The 22944-nt window shown below is 65.9% G+C and carries 19 protein-coding genes; 10 read left to right on the top strand and 9 right to left on the bottom strand.

What is annotated here, in order from left to right:
- Positions 1-51: 51 nt before the first annotated feature.
- Genes BST42_RS12415 through BST42_RS12395 form a run of 5 tightly spaced genes read right to left on the bottom strand, consistent with a single transcriptional unit; the run spans position 52 to position 6190 of the window.
- Positions 52-1209 (bottom strand): CaiB/BaiF CoA transferase family protein, encoded by a 1158-nt coding sequence (locus tag BST42_RS12415; RefSeq protein WP_083118957.1) that lies wholly within the window; start codon positions 1207-1209, stop codon positions 52-54.
- Positions 1206-2120 (bottom strand): SDR family NAD(P)-dependent oxidoreductase, encoded by a 915-nt coding sequence (locus BST42_RS12410; RefSeq protein ID WP_083118956.1) that lies wholly within the window; start codon positions 2118-2120, stop codon positions 1206-1208. The genes BST42_RS12415 and BST42_RS12410 overlap by 4 nt, the downstream gene beginning before the upstream one ends.
- Positions 2121-3962: a flavin-containing monooxygenase gene (locus BST42_RS12405; protein WP_083118954.1), complete on the bottom strand. Its 1842-nt coding sequence runs from the start codon at positions 3960-3962 to the stop codon at positions 2121-2123.
- Positions 3959-5332 carry an aromatic ring-hydroxylating oxygenase subunit alpha gene (locus BST42_RS12400; RefSeq protein ID WP_110918581.1) on the bottom strand — a complete coding sequence of 458 codons (1374 nt, stop codon included), beginning with the start codon at positions 5330-5332 and terminating at the stop codon, positions 3959-3961. Before BST42_RS12400 ends, BST42_RS12405 begins: the two co-directional genes overlap by 4 nt.
- A gap of 12 nt (positions 5333-5344) precedes the next feature.
- Positions 5345-6190 (bottom strand): SDR family NAD(P)-dependent oxidoreductase, encoded by an 846-nt coding sequence (locus BST42_RS12395; protein ID WP_083118952.1) that lies wholly within the window; start codon positions 6188-6190, stop codon positions 5345-5347.
- A 153-nt stretch (positions 6191-6343) separates the two neighbouring features.
- On the opposite strand from BST42_RS12395, the gene BST42_RS12390 reads away from it, so the two are divergent.
- The 7 genes from BST42_RS12390 (at position 6344) to BST42_RS12360 (ending at position 14295) form a co-directional block, all read left to right on the top strand.
- The gene (locus BST42_RS12390; protein ID WP_083118951.1) at positions 6344-7936 is read left to right on the top strand and encodes an SMP-30/gluconolactonase/LRE family protein; all 1593 of its coding nucleotides are present in this window, start codon (positions 6344-6346) and stop codon (positions 7934-7936) included.
- A 1-nt stretch (position 7937) separates the two neighbouring features.
- Positions 7938-8678: a GntR family transcriptional regulator gene (locus BST42_RS12385; protein WP_083118950.1), complete on the top strand. Its 741-nt coding sequence runs from the start codon at positions 7938-7940 to the stop codon at positions 8676-8678.
- 6 nt (positions 8679-8684) lie between these two features.
- On the top strand, positions 8685-10247 hold the full coding sequence (locus BST42_RS12380; protein ID WP_083118948.1) for an AMP-binding protein: 1563 nt from the start codon (positions 8685-8687) through the stop codon (positions 10245-10247).
- Complete coding sequence (locus BST42_RS12375) at positions 10240-11022, top strand: SDR family NAD(P)-dependent oxidoreductase (protein WP_083118947.1); 783 nt, start codon at positions 10240-10242, stop codon at positions 11020-11022. Before BST42_RS12380 ends, BST42_RS12375 begins: the two co-directional genes overlap by 8 nt.
- On the top strand, positions 11019-12488 hold the full coding sequence (locus tag BST42_RS12370; RefSeq protein WP_083118945.1) for an AMP-binding protein: 1470 nt from the start codon (positions 11019-11021) through the stop codon (positions 12486-12488). Before BST42_RS12375 ends, BST42_RS12370 begins: the two co-directional genes overlap by 4 nt.
- 29 nt (positions 12489-12517) lie before the next feature.
- The gene (locus BST42_RS12365) at positions 12518-13429 is read left to right on the top strand and encodes an enoyl-CoA hydratase (protein WP_083118944.1); all 912 of its coding nucleotides are present in this window, start codon (positions 12518-12520) and stop codon (positions 13427-13429) included.
- 311 nt (positions 13430-13740) lie between these two features.
- Positions 13741-14295, top strand: coding sequence for a glycoside hydrolase (locus BST42_RS12360; RefSeq protein ID WP_083118942.1), 555 nt, complete (start codon positions 13741-13743; stop codon positions 14293-14295).
- A 52-nt stretch (positions 14296-14347) separates the two neighbouring features.
- Here the strand turns inward: BST42_RS12360 and BST42_RS12355 are convergent, their stop codons facing one another.
- The 3 genes from BST42_RS12355 to BST42_RS12345 are packed head-to-tail and all read right to left on the bottom strand — an operon-like array spanning position 14348 to position 17247.
- Positions 14348-15796 (bottom strand): APC family permease, encoded by a 1449-nt coding sequence (locus BST42_RS12355; protein ID WP_207569487.1) that lies wholly within the window; start codon positions 15794-15796, stop codon positions 14348-14350.
- Positions 15797-15994 carry a ferredoxin gene (locus BST42_RS12350; protein WP_083118939.1) on the bottom strand — a complete coding sequence of 66 codons (198 nt, stop codon included), beginning with the start codon at positions 15992-15994 and terminating at the stop codon, positions 15797-15799. It lies immediately after the preceding gene.
- 53 nt (positions 15995-16047) lie between these two features.
- Positions 16048-17247 carry an MCE family protein gene (locus BST42_RS12345; RefSeq protein WP_110918579.1) on the bottom strand — a complete coding sequence of 400 codons (1200 nt, stop codon included), beginning with the start codon at positions 17245-17247 and terminating at the stop codon, positions 16048-16050.
- A 452-nt stretch (positions 17248-17699) separates the two neighbouring features.
- On the opposite strand from BST42_RS12345, the gene aceA reads away from it, so the two are divergent.
- On the top strand, positions 17700-20003 hold the full coding sequence (gene aceA, locus BST42_RS12340; protein WP_083118936.1) for an isocitrate lyase ICL2: 2304 nt from the start codon (positions 17700-17702) through the stop codon (positions 20001-20003).
- A 165-nt stretch (positions 20004-20168) separates the two neighbouring features.
- Here the strand turns inward: aceA and BST42_RS12335 are convergent, their stop codons facing one another.
- Positions 20169-20789 (bottom strand): TetR/AcrR family transcriptional regulator, encoded by a 621-nt coding sequence (locus BST42_RS12335; RefSeq protein ID WP_083118935.1) that lies wholly within the window; start codon positions 20787-20789, stop codon positions 20169-20171.
- A 59-nt stretch (positions 20790-20848) separates the two neighbouring features.
- Between BST42_RS12335 and BST42_RS12330 the strand changes: the two genes are divergently transcribed.
- Both BST42_RS12330 and BST42_RS12325 read left to right on the top strand, forming a co-directional pair.
- On the top strand, positions 20849-21859 hold the full coding sequence (locus BST42_RS12330) for an aromatic ring-hydroxylating dioxygenase subunit alpha (protein ID WP_083118933.1): 1011 nt from the start codon (positions 20849-20851) through the stop codon (positions 21857-21859).
- Entirely contained in the window at positions 21846-22931 is a 1086-nt protein-coding gene (locus tag BST42_RS12325; RefSeq protein WP_083118932.1) for an NAD(P)H-dependent amine dehydrogenase family protein, read from the top strand. The genes BST42_RS12330 and BST42_RS12325 overlap by 14 nt, the downstream gene beginning before the upstream one ends.
- The last annotated feature ends 13 nt before the right edge of the window (positions 22932-22944 follow it).

Below are 22944 nucleotides of genomic sequence, written 5' to 3'. Positions count from 1 at the left end.
GCCGCTCCTCCTCATCTCTCGTGCCTCGCTCTGCATCGGTCGCCGGCGGTGTCACGCGCTCTCCACCTCCGCCAATCCCAACTCGGCCAGCACGCCCGCGGTGTCGGCCCCCAGCTCAGGAGTGGGCCCACCGATGCGGCCCGGAGTGCGGGAGAACCAGGTGGGCACACCCGGCATCCGGACCGGCCCCTGCGGGGTGTCCACCGTCTCGAAGAAGCCCACCGCGTTGAGCTGCTCGTTGTCGAACAGCGCCTGCGGAGTGTTCAGCGGCGCCGCCGGGATCTCCAGCGCGACGAACAATGTCAGCCACTCCTCGGTGGTGCGTTCGGTCATGGTCTGCGCCACCAGCGAGTACACCGTGTCGATCTCGGCGGCGCGGGCCGTCAGCGTGGTGTAGCGCTCGGTGTTCCACGCCGGCTGCACGGCATTGATGAAGCTCGCCCAATGCCGGTCGTTGTAGATCAGCGCCGAGATGTAGCCGTCCTTGGTGCGGTACGGCTTCCGGTTCGGTGCGACGGTCCGGTGGTACATCGCGGGTCCGAGTGGCGGGTCGAACATCGCGCCGTTGGCGTGCTCGACGAGCATGAACGACGCCATCGTTTCGAACATCGCGACTTCAACCTCTTGTCCTTCACCGGTGCGTTCACGGTGGAACAGCGCCATCGTCGTCGCATACACCGCTGTCAGCCCGGCGACCTTGTCCGCGACGATCGTGGCGACGTAGTTGGCCTCCCCGGTCAGTTCGGCCTGCACGGCGGGCAGACCGCACTCGGCCTGGATGGTGTCGTCGTAGGCGGGACGGTCGCGATCGGGTCCGCGGCGGCCGTACCCGTAGCAGTTGGTGTAGACGATCTTCGGGTTGATGGCGGCGACGTCGTCGTAGCCGAACCCGAGTTTCGCGATCGCCTTCGCGCGCATCGAATGGATGAACACGTCGGCACCGGCGATCAGCGCGCGCAGTGCGGCACGGCCCCCTTCGGAGCGAAGATCAAGCACCACACTGCGTTTGCCCCGGTTGACGTTGACGAATACCCCGGACAGACCCGGCGCGGGGCCGACCGACACGTAGCGGGTGTCGTCACCGGCCGGCGGCTCGACCTTGATGACGTCGGCGCCCATGTCGGCCAGGATCTGGGTGCAATAAGGCCCCATCACCATCGCGGTGAGATCGACCACCCGGATCCCCGCCAACGGCCCGGTGCTCGTCATAGCGTGCCCCTTGCCATGGCGAAGCTGTGACCGATGTGCGCGTTGTGCCCGTCGGGAACCACCGGGAACTCCAGCGGCTCGGTCAGGTCGCGGATCGCATCGATGTGAGCGGCCACGTCGTCTACGGTCCACGCCGGCTGATAGACCCCGACGCTCTCGACGACAGCGACCCGGGCCACCCGGCCCGCGATGGCGGTCAAGATTTCGCCTGTGACCGAACAGGATTCGTGCGCCAGCCAACCGACGACCGGGGCGACCAGCTCGGGGCCCATCGGCGGATAGGCCGACGTGTCGATTCCCTCGGCCATCCTGGTCACCGCTGCCGGGACGATGACGTTGCAGCGCACCCCGTGCGCGGCGCCCTCGAGTGCGGCGACGTTGGACAACCCGATCACCCCGGCTTTGGCGGCGGCATAATTGGCCACCGCGTGGTTTCCGTAGACACCGCCGATCGATGACGTCAGGACCACCCGGCCGTAGCCGGCGCGGCACATCAGCGGGAACGCCGCCCGCACCACGTGGAATGCCCCGCGCAGGTGTACGTCGAGCACCGCGTCGAAGTCGTCGACCGTCATCTCCGCCAGCGGCGCATGCCGGACGTTCCCGGCGTTGTGGATCAGCACGTCGATGCCCCCGAACGCCTCGGTGGCCGCCGTGACGATCGCCTCACCACCGGCGGCGGTCGCCACGGACTCGGTCGACGCGATCGCCTCACCACCGGAGGCGGTGATCTCGTCGACGACCCGCTGGGCGGGCCCGGCGTCTTCGCCGTCACCGGTCAACTCCCCGCCGACGTCGTTCACCACCACTTTCGCGCCCAGCTCGGCGAGCAGCAGCGCGTACTCGCGGCCCAACCCCCGGCCTGCGCCGGTGATGACGGCGACCCTGTCGTCGAATCGTGCCTGTGTCATCTATGTTCCGAGCACCAGGCCGTCGAGATCACCCTTGGCCCGCCACTCGGCGAGAAGATCGTCGAAGGCATAGAAGCCGGGCGAGTAGAAGTCGCCGAGGAAGGATCCGTTGTTCTCCGAACCGCCGCGGCCCTCGTTGTTGTAATAGCCCGGCGTGCAGGACAGTTCAAAGGCAGAGTTGTCGATCGACAACTCACGGACCGTGGCGACCCAGGCGTCTTGTCCCTCCTGGCTTGGCTCGACGGTGGTCGCGCCGCGGCGCTGCGCCTCGGCGATGATGTAGGCGATGTGCTTGGCCTGCTGCTCGAACATCGCGGTGGTGTTGGCCGAGACTCCGCCCTGGATGAAACCCATGAAGAACTGATTGGGGAAGCCGCGACTGGTCATGCCGTGCAATGTCGAGTACGCGTCGTGCCAGTGGTCGAACAACGAGACCCCGTCCCGCCCCACGATGGCGTCGATCGCGAACCGGCGGCTGATTTCGGTGGAGATCTCGAAGCCGCTCGCAAATATCACGCAGTCGACCTCGTATTCGACCCCGTCGGCGACGATTCCCTTCCCGGTCAGCCGTTCCACCCCTTTGGACGCCGACACGTCGACGAGGGTGACATTGGGACGGTTGAACGTGGCCAGGTAGTGCTCACTGGAGGTCGGACGCTTGCACATGAACCGGTAATAAGGCTTCAGCGTTTCGGCAGTGGCCGGATCGGTGACGATCTCTGCCACGAGGCGGCGCAGCCGCTCCATGATCTTGAAGTCCTCTTCCTCGCGGAAGGCCATGATCTGCTCGATCGACACCGAGGCGGGATCCGCACTCGCGGCGATCCGGGCCGTCAGGTTCCGCCCGAGCTCGGTCCAGAAGTCGCACACCAGGTCCGGTTCGCCGAACACCACGCCGACGAATGGCGACCAGTTGTGGAAGTTGCGTTTGCGTTCTTCCTGCCAGCCCGGCTGCAGCGCGGCAGCCCAGACCGGGTCGGTCGGTGGATTGGTTCGCGCGTCCACCGACGACGGCGTGCGCTGGAAGACGAAGAGCTGCTTGGCATCGCGGCCCAGATGCGGGACCAGCTGGATGCCGGTGGCGCCGGTGCCGACCAGGGCGACGCGCTTGTCGGCCAGCTTGTCCAGACCGCCCTGGGCGGTGCCGCCGGTGTAGTCGTAGTCCCAGCGGGCGGAATGGAAGACGTGGCCTGCGAAGTCTTTGATGCCCGGGATGCCGGGCAGCTTGGGCCGGTTGTAGGAACCCTGGGCCATCACGACGAACCGGGCCCGGAGGTCGTCGCCGCGGTCGGTACTGATCCGCCAGCGTTGCGTCGCGTCCTCCCAGTGCAATTCACGCACATGGGTGGAGAACAACGCTCCGTCGTACAAGCCGAAGTGCTTGCCGATGTTGCGACAATGCTGCAATATCTCTGCACCGTCGGCGAACTTCTTCGACGGCATGAAGCCCAGCTCTTCGAGCATCGGGATGTAGCAGTAGGCATCGTTGTCGCACTGGATCCCCGGGAACCGGTTCCAGTACCAAACCCCGCCGAAGTCGCCGGCCATCTCGATGACCCGGATGCCCTCCACACCGGCCTTCTTCAGGTAGGCGCCCGCCAGCAGCCCGGCGAAACCGCCGCCGAGCACCACCACGTCGATGTTTTCGGTGATCGGATCTCGCTGCACCACCTGCGTATACGGGTCGACTTCGTAGAACTCGGCGAAGTCGCCGTCGAGCTCCAGATATTGCGCCGAGCCTTCCGGGCGTAGCCGCTTTTCCCGCTCGACGCGGTACTTCTCCCGCAGCGCATCGATGTCGATGTCGTCGGGCGTCTGGGTGGGTCCGCACTCTGAGGTCATCGGCCGTTCTCCTCTGCGAGCGGTTGCGGCTCGCCGGCGCCCATGTATTTCGACAACTGGTAGTGCAGGTTGACGGTGCTGCGCTCACGGTACGGGTTGGGTTGCGTCCCGGGGAAACCAAGCGACTTCATCCCCTGCTGGACGGCGGCCATGTTGGAGAAGTCCTGAGGTAGGACGCTGCGCCACCGCGGATCCCCGACCGGGGTGTACTCCCATTCCGTCTGGGGCTCAGCGTCTTTCGGATACAGCTCGAACACCGACACCTCGAAGATGCACTTGTCGGGGTTGTAGCTCGGGTCGGGGCGCGCTCCGTAACACAGTGCACTGGTCAGGCCCTGCCCGATCTGGAAGTTCGGGAACAGCTGCCACGCGGTGCCGCTCTGCCCGAGGATGTCGGCGGGAATCGTCGGCCAGAAGACCCCGCGCGCCTCGTCGTCGCGGCGCGCGGATGCCAGCCAATGCTCCAGGACCTTGTCCGCCGGAGTGCCCTCGGGCAATTCGTCGACGAGCCGCAGCGCGGCGGCCACCAGGGTCTGCGTGGTGGTGGCGTTGGTTTCCTCCATGGTGTACACCTGCATCTCCGCGGTGGAGATCCGGGGGTCGCCGGTGCCGAGCCTGATCTTCGATTTCGTCTCGGCCATATCCTCGGGCGCGTCGTAGCCGATGTTGCTGTGCCGGCCCTGCGCCTTGGCCCAGCCCTTGAATTCACCGAACCTGTTGAATTCCGGGTGGGTGGTGAAGACGTGATAGGTCTCGTTGAACGCTTCCAGCGCGACTTTCCAATTGCAGTCGAAATGCACCCATTTGCGCCACTTGCATCGCATGTTCTCCAACCCGAACGGATCGAGGATCTTCGCGGCAGGGAACAGGTAGTCGGCCAACGGTTCGCAGTCGGGGTCCATGTTGATCCACAGCCAGCCACCCCAGGTGTCGACGTTCACCGGACGAAGCCGGGTGTTGTCCGGATTCAGCGCACCCTTCCAGTCGGCTTCTTCACGGATATGGGTGCAGGCACCGTCCAGACCGTATGTCCAGCCGTGGAATCCGCAGACGAACGACTTTCGGGTACGTCCGACAGCATGTTTCGCACCCGTCGGGGTGTCCACCAGCCTCCGGCCGCGATGCATGCACACGTTGTGGTGTGCGGCAAAGGCATCCGCGCCGGTTCGGACGACGATGATCGAGTCGTCGAGGATGTCGTACGTCAGGTAGCTGCCCACCTCGGGTAGTTCCTCCACCCGGCCTACCTGCTGCCAGACCTTGCGCCACAGCTTGTCGCGTTCGGCGCGGGCGTACTCGTGTGAGATGTAGGCATCGACACCGATGGTCATCGGCTCCGCGAGCTCTTCGCTACTTTCCAGGTCACCCATCATCAAATCCTTTCAGGGCCTGCTGATTTCGCGGCGGAAGTCGTCGTCGGAGAGAAACAACGAGGTGTTGTCGGCACGCAGATGGCTCCACCGCAAGTCCAAGCCGCCGTCGACGAGCAGGGTTTGGCCGGTGATGTAGCCGGCGAGGTCCGAGAGCAGGAACAGGATGGCGCCGGCCTGTTCCTCGGGACGTCCACGCCGCCCCATTGCGATTGCCGCTCGATCCCGTTCCGGATCGGGGTCGACGTAGGTGCGTGACGCCGCGGTCTCGGTGACCCCGGGCGCGACGGCGTTGACCCGGATGTCGTGCGATGCGAGTTCGACCGCGAGGGTGCGGGTGGCCGCGACGATCGCGGCCTTGGCCGTGCCGTAGGCGATATGGAAGGGCGCGGTGTTCATCCCGCTGATCGACGAGACCGACACGATCGAGCCGGGCCCGCCGGCCGCCCGGATCTCGGCGGCCACCGCCTGGCTCATGAAGAACATCGTCTCGAGGTTGGCGGTGAACAGGTCCCGCCAGTCGTCACGGCTGACCCGGGTCGCGGGCATCCACGTCGAGGGCGCGGCGCCGCCGGCGATGTTGACCAGGCCGTGCAGTCGCCCCTCGGTGCGGCGCACCGCGGCGAGCACGGTGGCGATCCCGTCGTCGGTCGCGGCATCGGCTGTCACCGGCACGATCGGCAGTCCGTCGGCGATCAGCGGGCCGATGTGCATGTCGAGGTTCTCCTGCGAGCGGCTGACGGCCACGACGGTCGCGCCCACCCGTGCGGCCATGTCGGTGACGGCGGTTCCGATGCCGCCGCCGCCGGCGCCCGACACCACCACGATGCGGCCGTCGAGCCTCAGAAGATCCGCCATGCCCTGCTTTCACTCGGTATTTTGTCCGGACAAATAGCTACACTCTGCCGAATGGAGAACATGATTCCGCAGCGGTTATGGCCCCGTCAAGGGCCTTCCCGAAGAAGTGTCACGCCTATTGTCTGGACTAAATCAGCTTGATACGGTCACGCCGTGACGCTGCAGCAGAACGGCCGCTTCACCCTCGTCGATCCCCCGGTGGTGGCCGAGGGCTGGACCATCGAACGCCGCACCGCGCCCAGCCGGCTGTTCGGTGCCAACGGTCTGCGGACCGGTCCGGACGGTCGGGTGTACATCGCTCAGGTGACCGGGAGCCAGATCAGTGCACTGGACATCGAGACCGGATCGGTCGACACGATCAGTGCAAAGGGCGGCGACATCATCGCGCCCGATGACGTCGCGTTCGACGATGCCGGGAACCTCTACGCCACCGAGGTGATGGACGGCCGGGTCAGCGTGCGGGCCGCCGACGGCACCACCCGGGTGCTGCGCGACGATCTGCCCTGCGCCAACGGCATCACCGTGCACCGCGGCCGGGTTTTTGTCGGTGAATGTCGCGAGGGTGGCCGCATCATCGAGCTGGATCCCGCCGGCGGCCCGCCGCGCGTCCTGCTGGAGAACGTGCCCTCACCCAACGCGATGGAGGTCGGACCCGACGGGCTGCTGTACTTCCCGGTGATGGGCGCCAACGAGATTTGGCGGATCGATCCGGACGGCGCGGGCCCAGAAGTGGTGGCCGTCGGCTTGGGCGTGCCCGATGCGGTCAAGTTCGACGCGAACGGCACGTTGGTCTCCACCCAGGTACACAGCGGCCAGGTGCTGCAGATCAACCCGCGCAACGGCGAGCACACGGTGCTGGCCAACCTCAGTCCCGGGCTGGACAACCTCACGTTCGTGGGGAACAGACTGTTCGTCTCCAACTTCACCGGTGAGATCACCGAGGTCCTCGACGGCCACCAGACCCGCACCGTGCTGCCCGGCGGGCTGAACTGGCCGTTGGATCTCACGGTCGGTCCAGACGGGGTCGTCTACATCGCGGACGGCACCTACTTCTATGCGCTGGCTGCCGATGGCAGCGTGCAGACGTTGGGCATGCTGTTCAGCCCGGGCTACCCCGGTTTCATTCGAGGTGTGACCGCGACGGGGCCGGGCGAATTCGTGGTGACGACCTCAGGCGGCCAGGTCGCCCGGTTCCGCCCCGCCGAGGGCGAAAGCGATTTTCTGGCAGACGGATTGGACCAACTCTACGGTGTCGCCGCCGGAGCGCGCGGCATCGTCGTCGTCGAGCAGGGCACCGGCCGGCTGGTGTCCGTGGGCACCGGTCGCACCGAAGTTCTGGCGACCGGACTCGACACCCCGGTCGGGGTGGCCTTCGGACCGGGCGGCAGCCTGCTGGTCAGCGAACGTGGCCGGGTCGTCAGGGTCGACGACGGCAGGGTCGAGCCGGTGGTGGACGGATTGGGTTGTCCGCAGGGCATTCTGGTGGACGGCAACCGGCTCTACATCGTCGATGCGGACACCAAGTCGCTGCTCGAAGTCGATTTGGACAGCGGATCCCGCACCAGGATCGCCTCGGGCCTTCCGGTGGGCGCCCCGCCCGGCGTGACCCCTAAACCGCTGCGCGGCATGCCGCCGTTCTCCGGCCCTCAGGGGCCGTTCGCCGGAATAGCCGCCGCGGCGGACGGCACGGTGTATATCTCGGCCGATGCCGAGGGCAGCGTCCTGGCCCTGCGGCGGAGGAGCTGACATGCCACACCCCGAGTCCGGCGACCACCGCTACATTCAGGTGGCCCGCACGCTGCGCAAGGAGATCGTGGACGGGGTGTACCCCGTCGGTTCTCAACTTCCCACCGAGCACGAACTGTGTCAACGGTTTTCAGTCAGTCGCTACACGGTGCGCGAAGCCTTGCGACGGCTGCGCGAGGACAACTTGGTGTCGTCCCGGCCGCGGGCAGGCACGATGGTGGTGCCTCGGCCGTCGGCGCACGCCTATGTCCAGGACGTGGTGTCCATCAACGATCTGCTGGCCTTCGCGACAGGTGCCCGCTTCGCCATCGAATCGATCGCCATGGTGACGATCGACGACGAACTCGAGCCCAGGACAGGACTGGCGGCCGGCGAAGAATGGCTGGCGGTGCGGGGATTCCGCGGCGCCGATAGCGCCGATGCCCCGGTCTGTCGGACCGAGTACTACATCAACCGGGCGTTCGCGGCGGTGGGCCGGATGTTGCAGAACCACAGCGGGCCGATCTTCCCGCTCATCGAGGACCTGTTCGGGCTCAGCATCGTCGAAGTGCGGCAGGAGATCTCCGCGGTCCAGGTCAGTTCCGAACTGGCCGTTCGACTCAAGGTCGAACCGGGCACACCCGCCCTCGAGATGCAACGCACCTACATCACATCCGATGGCGAGATCGCCCAGGTCACCGTCAACACCCACCCGGCGTCGCGATTCCGCCACTCGATGACGATGCGACGGGTGAAGGGCTGACGGGCCGTGCGCATCGCGCAGCATGACGCCGAATTGGCCACCCGGGCCTACGCTTCCGGATCGTGGGTGCACGACACCCTGGCGGACGCGTTGGCCGCCGCCGCCCGTGACACGCCGGAGCGGGAGGTTATCGTCGACGGCCCGGTGCGCCTCGACTGCGCAACGCTTCACGATCGGGCGACCAGGCTGGCCGGCGTGATGCTGACCCGGATGCCAATCGGAAGCGTGGTGTCGTTCATGTTGCCAAACTGGCATGAAGCGGCGACCATCTACCACGCCGCGACGGCGGCCGGCATGGTGGTCAATCCGATACTGCCCTCGCTGCGTGACCACGAGTTGGCTTTCATCCTGGCCGACGCCGACGTGCGAATGATCTTCGTACCCGGCGACGTCGGCGGTCACGACTATGCGGCGATGCTCCAACGCGTCACCGCGAGAATGCCCGACCCACCGATTGTCATCGTGGTCCGCGGCGACCCCGCGGCCGGGCAGCTCGGGTTCGACGCGCTGCCGAGCCGGCCGGCTTCGGTTCCTGCCCTGGACCCTGACGCCGCCCAGATGATCCTCTACACCTCCGGAACCACCGGACGCCCCAAAGGTGTTCTTCACAGCCATAATTCGATTCACGCCTTGATCCAGCAGATCGGCAGCCACTGGCTGATCGATCCCGGGTCGACATTCCTGGTTCCCTCCCCCATCGCCCACATCGGCGGTTCGATCTATGCGTTCGAATGCCCCGTCCTGCTGGGAACCACCGCCGTGCTGATGGATCGGTGGGACTCCGACGACGCGGTCGCACGGCTGACCGTCGAGCACTGCACGCACATGGCCGGCGCGACGCCGTTCCTGCAGGCGATTCTCGCCGCCGCCCGACGCGCCGACACCAGGTTGCCCGACCTGCGGGTGTTCATCTGTGGCGGCGCCTCGGTGTCACCGCAGCTGATCCGCACGGCAGCCGACTATTTCGAACGGGCGGTGGTCACCCGGGTATACGGCTCCACCGAGGTGCCGGTCACGACGATCGGCGCTCCCGGCGATCGCGACCGCGCCGCCGACACCGACGGCCGGCCCGGCATCGCCGACGTCACGATCGTGGACGGCGAAATCCGGGCGCGCGGCCCGCAGATGCTTCTGGGCTATCTGCATCCGGAAGACAACACCGACGCCTTCGATGCCGATGGCTACTTCCGCACCGGCGATCTCGGCCACTGGGTCGACGGTCACCATCTCGTCGTCACCGGCCGGGCCAAGGACATCGTGATCCGCAACGGCGAGAACATCTCCCCCAAGGAGGTCGAGGACGTGCTGCTCGGCCACCCCGACATCAGCGAGATCGCGGTCGTCGGCGTTCCCGATCCGCGCACCGGGGAACGTGCCTGCGCGGTGATCGTCACCGACCGGACGCCCGAGCCGGACATCGGCGATCTGCGCGAGTTTCTGCAGGCCTCCGGTGTAGCGAAGTTCAAGTGGCCCGAACAGGTCGCCATCTGGGACTCGTTGCCCAAGAACGACGCAGGAAAAGTGCTGAAACATCGGATACGAGCGAGATTGGTCGACGCGGATGAGTGATCCACGGGTCGCGGTGGTGACCGGAGCAAGCAGCGGGATCGGATTCGCCTGCGCCACAACGCTCGCCGCAGCGGGCATGGCAGTTATCGGCACCGGGCGCGACGCAGGCAGGCTGTCCGCGCTGGCGGACGCGATCGGCGATCCCGACCGGATGGCCACGCTGGCGGTCGACCTCACCGACGACGACGCTCCGCAACGGATCATCGACGAAGCGGTGTCCCGATGGGGACACGTCGACTTCCTGATCAACAACGCCGGCGTCGGCAGCCCGAAGCCACTGCACGAGACCGACGACGAGACGCTCGACTACTTCCTCGACGTCATGCTGCGGGCACCGTTCCGGCTCGCCCGCGACGTGATCCCGCACATGCGACCGGGTTCGGCGATCATCAATGTCACCTCGACCTTCGCAGTGGTCGGCGGTCTGCGCGGCGGCGCCTATTCCGCCGCCAAGGGCGGCCTGACCGCACTGACCCTGCACATCGCGTGCCAGTATGGCGCACAAGGGATTCGCAGCAACGCCGTCGCGCCGGGCGTCACGGTCACCCCGATGGTGGAGCATCGCCTGGCCGACCCCGGCTTCCGGAAGATGCAGACGGAGATGACACCACACACCCGGCTGGGACGAGTCGAAGACATCGCCGGGACAGTGGCGTTCTTGTGCTCTCCGGCGGGCAGTTTCATCAACGGCCAGACCATCGTGGTCGATGGTGGCTGGAGCTCCACCAAGTATCTGTCGGACTTCGCACTGACCTCGGAGTGGGTTGCCCGGTGAACCTGTTCGCCACCCTCGATCACGCCGCTGCCCGGTTCGCCGACCGCGGCGCGGTCTACCGCGGCGAGCAGCAGTTGCACACCTGGAGTGAGCTCAGGCAGCGCGCGTTGCGACTGGCCGCAGCGTTTCGGCGCGTCCACGAACCGGGCCAGCGGATCGCGGTCGCCAGCGAGAACCGCGCGGAGATCATCGAACTGTTCTACGCGGTGTGGGCCGCCGAGTGTGTCGTCGTCCCGATCAACTTCAAGCTCCACCCTCGAGAGATGGCACAGATACTGGAAGACTGCGGTGCGGCAACAGTTTTCGCATCCCCCAAGATCGCGGCCGAGTTGGCACCGCACTCCCCCGTCGGCGTCGAACGCATCGGCGGCCCGGACTACGACCAGCTGTTCACCGCCCCGCCCGCTGACGTCCCGGTAACCGACCCGTCGACGCTGGCGTGGCTTTTCTACACCAGCGGCACCACCGGCCGCTCCAAGGGGGCGATGCTGTCCCACCGCAGCCTCACCGCGATGACGGTGTCACATCTGGCCGACATCGATTCCCCGGACGAGAATTGCAGCCTGCTACACGCCGCCCCGATGTCGCACGGCTCCGGTCTCTACATCGCGCCCTACGTGCTGCGCGGCGCACGTCAGGTGGTTGCCGCATCCGGCGTCTTCGACCCGGACGAGTTCCTCGATCTCTGCGCAGCACACCCCGGATCGTCAGCGTTTCTGGCGCCCACCATGATTCAGCGGCTGGTCGGCACCGGGCGCCAGGCACCGGCCACCCTGCGAATGATCGTGTACGGCGGCGGCCCGATGTACGTCGACGGCCTCAAGAAGGCGATGGCCGCATTCGGGCCGGTCTTCGCGCAGATCTACGGCCAGGGTGAATCGCCGATGACGATCACCGGATTGCGGCGCGCCGACCATGAACTCACCGATGACGCGATCCTCGGGTCGGTGGGATATCCCCGTTCCGGGGTCGAGGTGGCGGTGTTGCGCGCGGACGGCCGTCGTGCCGAGCCGGGCCAGATCGGTGAGATCGTGTGCCGCGGCGACGTGGTGATGTCCGGGTATTGGAACAACCCGGATGCGACCCGAGACGCCCTCAGGCAGGGCTGGCTGTACACCGGCGACATGGGCTCGTTCGACGATCGTGGCTACCTGACGTTGCACGACCGCTCCAAGGACGTGGTGATCAGCGGTGGCAGCAACATCTATCCGCGCGAAGTGGAGGAAGCGCTGCTGGAGCATCCGGATGTCGCCGAGGCCTGCGTGGTCGGTGCGCCGGACCCGGAATGGGGTGAGGTTGTCGTGGCGTTCGTCGTGGGCGGTGCGGCCGGCCCGACGCTCGATGCCCACCTACTGGACCGCATCGCCCGGTTCAAGCGGCCCAAACGCTACGTCTTCGTCGACGACCTGCCGAAGAACAGCTACGGCAAGGTGCTCAAGCGCGAATTGCGCGCCCGGCTCGGGTAACGACGTTCTCGTCTGCATAGAATGCCGCTATGTCCACCGATTACCGCTTCCTGACCTACGAAGAGCTCGATGACGGCCGCATCGTCCGCATCATGCTCAACCGGCCCGAAGCACGCAACGCCCAGAACCGCGGCCTGCTGGTCGAGCTCAACGAGGCGTTCCTGCGGGCTGAGGCCGACGACACGGTTCGGGTGGTCATCCTGGGCGGTCATGGCCCGATGTTCTCCTCCGGTCATGACCTCGGGTCGGCGGTGTCGCGGGCGGAGTACACCCCTGGCCCGGACCAGCACCCGAGCTTCCAGGGTTTGGGCGCCACCCGGGAGGGCGCGGAGAAGCTGATGCTGCAGGAGTGGCACCACTTCTTCGCCAATACCCGCCGCTGGCGCGACCTGCGCAAGATCACCGTCGCCCAGGTTCACGGTGACGTCTACGCGGCGGCGCTGATGCTGATGTGGGCCTGCGATTTGATCGTGGCCGCCGAAGGCACCCGGTTCGCGGATGTGGTGGGCACCAGGCTGGGTATGTGCGGTGTCGAGTACTTCGCCCATCCGTGGGAGTTCGGTCCGCGAAAGACCAAGGAGCTGATGCTCACCGGGGACGCGATGACGGTCGACGAGGCGTATCAATTGGGCATGATCTCGAAGGTCTTCCCGCAAGACGAACTCGCGGACAAAACGCTGGACTTCGCGCGCCGAATCGCCGAGGTGCCCACGATGGCGGCGCTGCTCGCCAAAGAAGCGGTCAACCAGACGCAAGACAACATGGGCTTCTACAACGCGCTGAACGCCTGTTTTACGCTGCACCAGCTCAACCACTCGCATTGGGCGCAGGTGCATGAAGAAGGCTGGCCGGTGGCGCTGGAGTCCGACGGGGTGCCCAACTGGAAGACCGCCCCGCCGATCGTGCCTGCGGTGAAGGATCAGGTCCGCGCCGAAGGCTGATCTTCCGCAGCCCGCCGCGATCACGGCAAAGTCGCGATTCCAGCTCACCTGAATCGTTCAAGAAGTCTCGGTGCCGTCACAGCCGGCGACCGACGAACCGACGAGTTGGGCAACTTCTGCCGAAGTGCCGTCAATGCAACGCTTCCGAAATCCCTTGTAATAGCGTTTAATTCGCGGAATGCGCAAAGCCAAATGCTCGGATTAGCCTTATAATTCTCAGAATTATTGTTGTGCAGACCACACATTTTCGCGAAACGTGGTGAAAAGCACAGACTTTGGTATATGTGCAAATTGTTGTTAGTTTCGGCCGCATGTTTGCAATCGCGACGTTGATGACTCTGATCAGTCAGGTGTCAGGCACGCCGTACGTCCCCGGCGGGGACACACCGGCTGGCACCGACTGCTCGGGACTGGCCTCCTGGGTGTCCAATGTGGCCACCGGAAGGCCCGCCTTTGGCAGCCGGTTCCACACCGGCAACGAGGAAGCCGCCCTCCTCGCCCGCGGATTCCACTACGGAACCGCCCCCAACTCCCTGGTGATCGGCTGGAACGGGCGTCACACTGCGGTGACACTGCCCGACGGCACCCCGGTGTCCAGCGGTGAGGGCGGCGGCGTGCGAGTCGGCGGGGGCGGCGCCTACCAGCCGCAGTTCACCCACCACATGTACCTGCCGATGCCTGCCGAGGACATGCAGGATCCGCTCGCGCCGCCGCCGGATGCTCCCCCGCCTGCGCCGGATGCGCCGGTGCCCGTCGATGCACCGCCACCGCCGGCCGCCGACGTTCCTCCGCCGGCCGACGACATCGTGCCCGTCAACGCCGACATCGCCCCTCCGCCAGGAGATCCCGCGCCCCAGCCGGCATAGAACATCGACGACCTACGCCGCGCTGCCCATCCCGGCAGCGCGGCGTAGGTCGTCAAAAGCCTTGTTGCTCGATGAGTTTCGCTCCTGCTGCACGGGCCGCGGCGGGCCGCGCGAGCACGCCGGCCACGACCAGCACCAGAACAGCGACAGCCAGGCACGGCCCCCACACCGCGCTGCCGTGTGGCCACGGGATCACGTTGCGATACAGGGTGTATCCCAGCAGTGCCAATCCGAGCAACGGCAGGATCACTTCCGACGTTCGAATCTGGTTGTCGCGCCCGAGGAACAGCAGCCGGACAGCTCCCAACGTGGCCAGCGCGTAGGCCACCAGCAAGATAAGCGTGCCGGCGGTGGCCGCGATGGTGAACACATCGAATGGTCGCGCTCGCAACGCAACCCAGCCGATTGCTTGGATCCCGAACACCGCCGCCACCGCCGTTGCCGCCGCGACGTGCGGGACGTTGCGCCGGGGATGCACCGCCGCCAGCGCTGCCGGGCCGATGCCATCCCTGCTGAGCGCGAACAGCAGCCGGCTCGCGCCCACCACGCTGGCCAGGCAGCAGGCCGCCGCGCTGAACGTCGCACCGACGACGATGACGTAGGACAGCCAGGGGGCGACGTACTGCTGGGCGATATCACCCATCAGCGCGTCGGACTTGCCGAAGGCCGAGACCCCGGCCGGGTCCGTGCCGAACGCCATCATCTCGATCGCGGTGACAACCACGAAGAACACCCCACCGAACAGCGCGGTACCGAGGATGGCGCGGGGAATGTTGCGCCGCGGCTGCTCGGTCTCCTCACCGAGCGTCGCCGCGGCCTCGAAGCCGGCGAAAGACAGGAAGCCGAACACGATTCCCAGGAACACCGTCGAGACCGAGGTACCGGGGGCGACGGTGAACACCGACATGTCCACATGCTGACCGCCCGGCGTGTGGCCGGTGATCAACTTGCCCAGCGTGATCGCCGCCACCACCAGGATCAGCATGACGGTCAGGCCTTCGGTGACCAGGAGGACGGTGGCACCACCCTTGATCTCGCGGGCTGCGAGCCACCACACCGCGGCGAGCACGAGCCAGGCGAAAACGAACGCGATCCAATCCGGTAACTGGTTGGGGGCAGCAACTTTTCGTGCCAGATCGGTGAGGAAGATTCCCGCCGCCGTCGCAGTCACCGCGCCGAAGAAGACATAGGTTCCCGCATTCAGCCAGCCGGCCACACTGCCGGCCCGCGGCCCGAGCGTGACACCGACGAAGGCGTACACACTGCCGGCGTGGCTGAATCGTTGCGCGAGCCGGACGAATGTGTGGGCGATCAGCAGAACACCGATGGTCGCCAACAGGAATGCCAGTGGGACGGCACGCCCGACTGCGGAGGCCGTTCCCTGCGGATTGATGTTGATGGCCATCGACGGCGCCATGAGAGCAATCGACACACCCACCGCCGACCAGACAGTGAGGGTCCGGCGCAGCGTGGGATCGGCGGACACCTCCCGCCCGGCCAATCAGTCGCCCTCGTCGAGCATCAGCGCCTGTTCCGGGCAGGCCTCGACACCGTCCCGGGTGCGCTGCTCGTCCCCGGGTGCGACGTCATGGTCCTCCAGTGTCGAGTAGCCCATGTCATCGACCGGGAACAGTTCGGGATCAACGGCATAGCACAGGGCATGGCCCACGCACCGTGAGCTCTCCAGACGGACCCGCATCGGCTCAGGTTAACCGCGGGGCGCGAGCGCACGTGCCGATTCCGGTGAGCACCTCAGGGATTGATGGTGTTCTCTCCGACCTGACGCCCCCACACGTACTCGGTGAGCAAGGGCTGGCCGAGTTCGAAGTGGTTGTACGGCGCGATCGAGGCTCCGTCATCCATCACCAGATAGGGAGCCGGCCAGAAATTGCGGTCGATCGTCTGCCAACACCCCGGCGCTCCGCCCGGCCCACCCCTGCCGTTGGTCCTGGGCAAGTTGTCCGGGTACACGTAGGGATTCGGCGCGCCGAGGATCTCGGTCATCGTGCTGAGTGAATATCCGTTGCCACCGAACGCATCCAGTGCACTGGGCGCCGCCAGTGCGATATTGCGAATACCGCAGAACAGTTCCGGGCTATAGGTGTCGAGAAGCTGGGAGCTGGGCAGCAGATCCGCCATCCCGCGAATGAAGTACGGCTTGCTGCGCTCGAAGATGTCGGCGCCGGTGTTGCCGAACCCGATGGAGGCGAGCAGCGCCGCATCGATGTCGTGCTGCTGGCCGTTGAGCGAGTTCGCGGTCACGACCGCGTGGTCGAGCGCATCCCACAGGTCGGGGCTGGCCTTGGTGTAGACGTCGGCCAGATCGCCCAGTCGCTGGATGTCGTGGCGGATCTGCGGCATCTGCGGGTTGATGTCGTCGAGCACCGAGTTCCCGTTGACGATCGACTTGCCGAACTTGGCGCCCAGCCCGTTCAGCGCTTCGGCCGTCGCCGACAGGGTCAGGTTCAGCTTGACCGGATCGACCTTCTCGGAGATCGACGTGACCGTCTCGAAAAGCGTGTTGAACTCTGTGGTGACGCTGGATGCGTTGATCACGTCAGACGTCGTCAGGCGCGCCGACACCGGGTTCGTCGGCGTCGACAGCGCGACGTATTTGTTGCCGAAGACCGTGGTGGCCTTGATGTCGGCATGCACGTTCGCGGGAATGTAGGCCAGATAGCGGGGCTCGACGTCGAGCCGCAGCCGCGCGATGTTCTTTCCGTCGCGCTCACCGGAGCTGACGTTGATGACCCGGCCGATCACCACTCCGTTGAAGGTGACCTTCGAACCCGTGTCCATCACCAAGCCCCCGCGATCGGAGACCATCGTCAGCGTTGCCCGTGGCGACAGGTCGCCGCGAAATTGCAGATAGACCAACGACAGGACCGCGACGATCACGGCGAGGAACACCAAGCCGGCGGCCTTGAGCGGCGGACGGTCGCGCCAGTTCACTTCCAGCCCCTCCTCAACCCCGACCCAAGCGAACGAGCGCCCCTCCCCGGCCGTGGCCAGTGATGTGGACCACAGGAATGTACCTGATTCGAGAGTCGAATGGTCGCCATCTGCGCAATTCGCCCTACCATCAATTCGACAATTTCCATTGCGCCGTCGTCAATATATTCGGGACCAAACTGCAGCGGTGAAATGCGCAGGTGCGCAGCCTATTCCGATTTCGGGAATTCGCGCCGCCACCGGTCTCGCGCGGTGATCGCAATTTGCCTTTGCAATATTTGCTGTGGACGTGCGGCGCCGGCGATGCCCGAGTGGTCACCGTCCACCGGATGCTGACGGTATCCCGAACTGGCCCCAAACCCGCTCCGGTAAGCGGTGGAGTCGGGATAATCGACTGTGCCGCCCGGGGGTGTCGCCGGCGCGGGAACAGCTCAGCGAGGAGCGTGAGACTTATGTCCATCATCGAAGCGGACTCAGCGACCCAGTCGCCGCATGAGCGCGCGGTCAGCGAGACCCAGCAATACATCGACAGTCCGCGATTCGAGGGGATCACCCGCCTCTACACCGCAGCCCAGGTCGTCGAGCAGCGTGGCACGATCCCCGTCGACCACACCGTCGCCCGCGAGGCGTCGGCCGCCTTCTACAAGCGCCTGCGGGAACTCTTCGCGGCCAAGAAGAGCATCACCACCTTCGGGCCGTATTCGCCGGGCCAGGCGGTGACCATGAAGCGGATGGGCATCGAGGGCATCTACCTCGGGGGCTGGGCGACCTCGGCCAAGGGGTCGACCACCGAGGACCCGGGCCCGGACCTGGCGAGCTATCCGCTGAGCCAGGTGCCCGAAGAGGCCGCCGGCCTGGTGCGCGCCCTGCTGACCGCTGACCGCAACCAGCAGTACCTGCGCCTGCAGATGACTCCCGAGCAGCGCGCGGCCACGCCGGCCGTCGACTACCGACCGTTCATCATCGCCGACGCCGACACCGGCCACGGCGGAGATCCGCACGTGCGCAACCTGATTCGTCGGTTTGTCGAGGCCGGCGTCGCGGGCTATCACATCGAGGATCAGCGCCCCGGCACCAAGAAGTGTGGCCATCAGGGCGGCAAGGTGCTGGTGCCGTCGGACGAACAGCTCAAGCGGCTCAACACCGCGCGCTTCCAGCTCGACATCATGGGTGTGCCGGGCATCATCGTCGCCCGCACCGACGCCGAGGCGGCCAACCTGATCGACAGCCGTGGCGATGAGCGGGACCAGCCGTTCCTGCTCGGCGCGACCAATCTCAAGGTGCCGCCGTATAAGTCGTGTTTCCTGGCGATGGTGCGCCGGTTCTACGAGTCGGGTGTCACCGAGCTCAACGGTCATCTGCTCTACGCACTGCCCGAAGGCGAATACGCGGTGGCCGACGCCTGGCTACAGCGGCAGGGTATTGCCGACCTCATCGCCGAGCAGGCGAGCGCATGGCGCGACGGTAAAGAACATTCGCTGGACGCTCTGTTCGACAAGGTCGAGTCGAGGTTCGTCGACGCCTGGCAGGACGACGCCTCACTGGACACCTACGGCGACGCCGTCGCCGAGCTTCTGGCGTTCCGGGAGAGCGAAGGCGAGCCGCACGAGATGAGCGCCGCGGAATGGCGCGAGTTCGCCAAGACCGCATCGCTGTACGCGGCCCGCGAGAAGGCGCGCGAGCTCGGCGTCGACGCGGCGTGGGATCCCGAGCGGGCCAAGACCCCCGAGGGCTACTACCAGGTGCGCGGCGGCATTCCCTATGCGATCGCGAAATCCCTTGCCGCAGCACCATTTGCGGATCTGCTGTGGATGGAGACCAAGACCGCCGATCTGGCCGATGCCCGTGAGTTCGCCGAAGCCATCCATGCGGTGTATCCGGACAAGATGCTTGCCTACAACCTCTCTCCCTCGTTCAACTGGGACACCACCGGAATGACCGATGAGGAGATGCGAGCGTTCCCCGAAGAACTCGGCAAGATGGGCTTCGTCTTCAACTTCATGACCTACGGCGGCCACCAGATCGACGGCGTTGCCGCCGAGGAGTTCGCCACTGCCCTGCGCCAGGACGGCATGCTGGCGCTGGCCCGCCTGCAGCGCAAGATGCGGCTTGTCGAATCGCCTTATCGCACACCGCAAACGCTGGTCGGCGGTCCGCGCAGCGATGCCGCACTGGCGGCGTCCTCGGGCCGCACCGCCACCACCAAGTCGATGGGCAAGGGCTCCACCCAGCACCAGCACCTGGTGCAGACCGAAGTGCCGAAGAAGCTGCTCGAAGACTGGTTGGCTCTGTGGAATGAGCACTATCAGCTCGGTGAGAAGCTGCGTGTGACCTTGCGGCCCCGCCGGGCCGGCGGCGAGGTGCTCGAACTGGGCATCTGGGGAACCCCGGACGAGGGCGGCGAGGAGGAACTGCTGGCCAACGTGCTCGTCGACCCGATCAAGGACCGGCACGGGCGCAGCATCCTCACGGTGCGCGACCAGAACACCTTCGCCGAGAAGCTGCGCCAGAAGCGTCTGATGACGCTGATCCATCTGTGGATGGTGCACCGGTTCAAGGCCGACGCGGTCTACTACGTGACGCCGACCGAGGACAACATCTACCAGGCCGACAAGATGAAGGCGCACGGCATCTTCAGCGATGTCCACAAGGACGTCGGCGAGATCATCGTCGCCGACGTCAATCAGGAGCGCATCGCCGAGCTGCTGGAGCCCGACCGCGTCGCGCTGAAACGGCTTATCGCCAAGGAGGATTGACGCCCCCCTTCCTCGGCGAAACCGACGTTTCGCCGAGGAAGAGCGAGCAGATCGCTGCATTTTGCCGATCTCGGCGCGAGGGTCTCGCGGAGATTTGCATCGAGATCGACGCTGGCGCCGGAAAGTACGAGTAGCGGCCGCGCTGGCGTCGATCTCGGCGCGAGACTAGGCCGATCCGAGGTAGGCGACGATCGCGTTGGTGAGCCCGCGACGGGCCGCGTCGAGATCGCCGTAGCTGCCGAGCTGCTTCTCGGAGGCGATCCCGCGCATCGCGCCGGGAATCAGCCAGGCCATCTCCCGGATGCGCTGCGGGTCGACGTGCAGGTCCGCGAATGCCTTCTGGCAGGTCTCCTGCCAGCCCTGACCCCAGGAGAACAGTTCGGCGGCGGTCTGCGGATACAGCCGCTCGAGGTCGGCATGCTCCCGCGGCAGCCCGGCCCGCAGGTTCTCGATCGCGCGCGAGTCGCGGTTCGTCAACCCGTCATAGAGCGTGTCGATGATGCCGGCCACTCGGTCACGCAAGCTCGCGGAGGTATCCGGCACGCTGAAGATGTTGGCTCGCCGCTCAGCCGTGTAGCGCAGTACCGCTGCCCAAAAGCCGTCGGTATCACCGAATTGATATTGCACGGTGCCCCAGGTCGCGCCGGCGTCCTTCGCGATCCGGTTGGCCGACACCGCGCCGGGCTGACCGGACGCGAGCGCGGTCAACGCGGCTTCGAGCAGGCTCTCGCGAGTGGCCGAACCCCGGCGGTTCGGCCGTCGTCGCGCACTGTCCGCTTCGGCCACAGCGAAAGCCTAGCCCAGATTCATTGACACTTCTATGATCCCTTTCTAGACTCGCCTGCGTGGCGAAACCGTCCCTGTCGATGAAGCCCACCGGCTGGTTCCAGGTGGCGTGGTCCGATGAGATCGCGGTCGGCGACGTCCACCGCATGAAGTACTTCGACACCGACATGGTCGCCTGGCGCGCGCAGTCGGGAGCACTGACCGTGATGGATGCCTACTGCGAACATCTCGGCGCTCACCTCGGGTACGGCGGCCAGGTGGTCGGCGAGGTCATCCAGTGCCCGTTTCACGGCTGGCAATGGAACCACGAGGGGCGCAACGTCTGTATTCCCTACCAGGACAGGCCAAATCGAGGCCGCCGGATCCCCACCTATCCGGTGGCGGAACGAAACTCCTCGGTGTACATCTGGCACGACGTCGCGGGCCGAGAACCCTACTTCGACGCGCCGGACATCTTCGCCGACTTCGGTGACGACTGCACTGCCGCCGACTACTACCCGCAGGCCCGGCTGTACCGGCCACAGCTTGAACTTCATCCGCAGTACGTGCTCGAAAACGGGGTTGATTTCGCGCATTTCAAGTTCGTGCACCAGACGCCCATCGTGCCGCTGTTCACCCGGCACGACTTCGACGAGCCGGTGTCCTACGTCGATTTCACCATCACCTTCGAGGGCGACGAGGGCCAGATCATCGACGACATCAACAGCGGCGTCGAGGCGATCAACGGCGGACTCGGCGTCGCGGTCACCAAGAGCTGGGGCATGATCGACAACCGGACCATCTCCGCGGTCACCCCGGTCGACGAGTTCACCTCCGATGTGCGGTTCATGGTCTACATCGGCCGCAAGCCCGGCGACGACAGCGCCAAAGCCGAAGCCAAGGCGCAGGCGTTCGCCCAGGACGTGATCGACCAGTTCGCCGCCGACATCGAGATCTGGCAGCACCAGCGCTACACCCACCGGCCGGCGCTCGCGGCAGGCGAATTCGACGGCTTCACCGCAATTCGCAAGTGGGCCAACCAGTTCTATGCATCCGACCCCCAAGGAGAACCCGCGAATGTCAGCCCATAGCCCGATCCGGGTGTTCCAGGTGGCGACCGGAAACGTCGGCACCGAGATGATCAAGCGCATCGGCGAGCATCGCGGCCTGCAGCTGGTCGGCCTGCACTGCTACTCCCCGGAGAAGATCGACCGCGACGCCGGCGAGATCGCCGGCATCGCACCGATCGGCGTCACCGCAACGGGATCCATCGACGAGATCATCGCCGCCAAGCCCGATGTGCTGACCTTCCACGGGGTCTTCCCCGATGAGGACCTCTACGTGAAGGTGCTCGAGGCGGGCATCAACATCGTCACGACGGCGGACTGGATCACCGGCTGGCATCGCGACACCAACCACCCGCACCACTCCGGCAAGAAGGTGTCGCAGCTTCTGCAAGAGGCGTGCGAGAAGGGCGGCTCCACCTTCTACGGCACCGGCATGAACCCCGGCGTCAACCAGATCCTCGGTGTCGTCTGCTCGTCCGACGTCGCCGAGATCGAGAACGTCACCACAATCGAATCCGTGGACGTGTCCTGCCATCACTCGGCCGACACCTGGAAGGAAGTCGGCTACGGCCTGCCTGTCGACGACCCGGCGCTGCCCGGCATGCTCGAGAAGTACACCCGGGTCTTCGCCGACAGCGTGCTGATGATGGCCGACTGCTTCGACCTCGAACTCGACGAGGTGAAGTTCACCTACGAACTGGGCGCCTGCACCAAAGACGTCGACCTCGGCTGGTACCAGTTGCCCAAGGGCTCACTCGGCGGCAACTACCTCAAGTACCAGGGCATGGTCGACGGGGTGCCGCGGGTCGAGACGCATCTCGAATGGCAGATGACGCCGCACACCGATCCGAGTTGGGACATCAAGGGTTGCTACATCACCCAGATCGCCGGCGACCCGTACGTCTACAACAAGCACATGATCTTCCCGAAGCCGGGCGTGGACCTGTCCGACGTGGCGTCGTTCGCGTCCATCGGGATGACCGTCACGGGGTTGCCTGCGCTCAACGCCATTCCCGCAGTGGTGGCCGCCGCACCGGGGTTGATCACCAGCGCGGACCTGCCACTGCGCGGATTCGCGGGTCGATTCAAAAAGTAAAAGCCGCAATCTG

It is taken from the genome of Mycolicibacterium rhodesiae, from assembly GCF_002086695.1.
GTDB classification, from domain to species: Bacteria; Actinomycetota; Actinomycetes; order Mycobacteriales; family Mycobacteriaceae; genus Mycobacterium; species Mycobacterium rhodesiae.
This window is presented reverse-complemented; position numbering and strand designations above follow the sequence as displayed.